A 2,518-nucleotide genomic window follows, 5' to 3' on the forward strand; every position below is an offset into this window, starting at 1 on the left:
AGATCGGGTCTCCCTGTGTCTTCCATGCCGACCGTTTACCTCAAGATGGCCCGCAACCCCCGGATCGAGGGGGGACACCCCTGGGTGTATGCCAACGAGATCGGGCGCCTCGCCGGAAACCCGGCGGCGGGCGGCATCGTGCGCGTCGTTCTCAGCGGCGGGAAGGTGCTGGGCGAGGGCTACTTCAATACGAAATCCACGATTCGCGTCCGTCTTCTGACCCGGGGAGAGACTCGCGTCGAGGAAGGACTGATCCTCCGGCGCCTCCGCGATGCCCTCGCCCTGCGCCGGCGCGCCCTGACCGGGGAGAGTGCCTACCGCGCCGCGTTCGGCGAGGCGGACGCCCTGCCGGGGCTGGTGGTGGATGTTTACGGCCCCATCGCTGTCTTCCAGATCTCCACGCTGGGGATGGAGGTGCGGCGCGAGGAGATCATCTCCGCCATCCGCGAGGTGCTCTCCCCCGAGGGCATCTGGGAGCGGAGCGACATGAACGCCCGCCGCCACGAAGGGCTCGAGGCCCGCTCGGGGCTGGCGGATGGGAAGGTTTCCGGCCCCGTCGTTTTTGAGGAAAGCGGGTTTTCGTTCGAGGCCGATGTGAAAAACGGGCAGAAGACCGGCTTCTTTCTCGATCAGCGCGAGAGCCGGCGGGCCGCCGCGAGGTGGCTCCGCGGCCGGGTGCTCGATTGTTTCTCCTACACCGGCGGTTTTTCCACCTATCTGGCCCATGCGGGGGCGGAGGTGGTTTCGCTCGACATCTCCGTCGAGGCGCTGAGGTGCGCCCGCCGCCATCTGGAGAAGAACGCGCCGGGCGCACGGGCGCTCCAGGTGCGCGCCAACGCGTTCGAGCTGCTGCGGGCCATCTCCCGCAAAGGGCCCCGCTTCGACGGTGTGGTGCTCGATCCGCCCGCCCTTGCGCCCGGCCAGGCGGCCCTCGACAAGGGGCGAAAGGGATATAAGGAACTCAACCTGCGGGCCATCCGCCTGGTGCGGGACGGCGGCGTCTTGCTGACCTGCTCGTGCTCGGCCCGCCTTGGTCCCGCCGCCTTCCAGGAGGTGCTCCACGAGGCGGCGCGGGACGCGGGGGCCGAACTCACCCTCCTCTGGGAGGGCGGGCAGCCGCCCGATCATCCGGTTCGCCTGGGGATTCCCGAGACTCGCTACCTCAAGGCAAGCGCCTGGAACGTCCATCGCTAGGGAGCGCCCTCCCTCCGGCCCGCGGGCTTTGTGTTACCATTTTCGGGAAGGCCGCCTGTTTCGTGCTGTTGTCAGGAGCAAACACATGCCCACCCTCGGAAAAATCCGTGTCGGAGTGTGCGCCGCGCTTCTTGGCGTCGCCGCCCTCCTGATCGCCCGGGCCGAGAGCGCGGCCCCCGATCGACTGACCGGGCCGGTGATGCTGCTGGAAGTGGAAGATGCGGTCTCTCCCGGCTCGGCCAACTACATCAAGGACGGCATCGCCGAAGCCCGCAAGCGGGGGGCGCAGCTCGTGCTCATCCGCCTCGACACCCCTGGCGGCCTCGTGACGAGCACCCGCGACATCGTGAAGGAGATTTTTGCCTCGCCGGTGCCGGTGGCGGTCTACGTGGCGCCGGGCGGCGCGCGGGCCGCCTCGGCAGGCACCTTTGTCACGATGGCCGCCCACATCGCCGCCATGGCGCCGGGGACGAACATCGGCGCGGCCTCGCCCGTCGCGGGCGGGGGCGAACAGATCAAGGGGGACATGCGGAAGAAGGCGATGAACGATGTGGCGGCCTTCGCCCGCTCGGTCGCCTCGCGGACGGGGCGCAACGCGGAGTGGGCCGAGAGCGCGGTGCGCGAGGCGATATCGGTGGATGAGGCCGAGGCGCTTCGCCTGAAAGTGATCGATCTGGTGGCGGCGGATGTAGCGGCGCTCCTTCTGGCGGTTGACGGCCGGAAGGTGAAGCTGGCCTCGGGCCGGGAGGTGATTCTTTCGACCCGGGGGGCGGAGGTTGTTCCCTTCGTCCCGAGCTGGCGCCAGCAGATTCTCTCGCTCCTCAGCAACCCGAACATCGCCTACATGCTGATGCTGCTGGGGATGTACGGCCTCTTTTTCGAGCTCTCGAACCCCGGCGCCATCTTTCCGGGCGTCATCGGGGGGATCAGCATCCTCCTCGCCTTCTTTGCCCTGAAGATTCTCCCCGTGAATTTCGTGGGTCTGCTGCTCATCCTGCTGGCCGTGATTCTTTTTCTCCTGGAGATCAAGGTGCCCAGCTACGGGGGGCTCACCATCGGCGGGGTGGTGGCGATGACGCTGGGATCAATCATGCTATTCGATTCGCCCGAGCCTTATCTGCGGCTCAGCCTGAAGGTGATCATCCCGGCTGTCATCGGGACGGCGCTCTTCTTCGTCCTGATCGTCGGGCTGGGCGTCCGGGCCCAGGCCAAAAAGCCGGTTTCCGGCCGGGAGGGCATGGTCGATCAGATTGGCGTCGTCCGCGAGGCCGGAAAAGATGGGAAGTACTCGAAAGTGTTCGTTCGCGGCGAGATATGGCTCCCC

2 protein-coding genes are annotated in these 2,518 nt (G+C 67.3%); both read left to right on the plus strand.

Annotated elements, in window-relative coordinates; translation table 11 throughout:
- Nucleotides 1-1,194, plus strand: a 1,194-nt coding sequence (locus tag O2807_14550) for a class I SAM-dependent rRNA methyltransferase (GenBank protein MDA1001723.1), incomplete at its 5' end; no start/stop codon positions are given.
- Nucleotides 1,195-1,279: 85 nt separating this feature from the next.
- The coding region (locus O2807_14555) for a nodulation protein NfeD (protein ID MDA1001724.1) at nt 1,280-2,518 on the plus strand (1,239 nt) is incomplete at its 3' end.

Source organism: bacterium (assembly GCA_027622355.1).
Taxonomy (GTDB): domain Bacteria; phylum UBA8248; class UBA8248; order UBA8248; family UBA8248; genus JAQBZT01.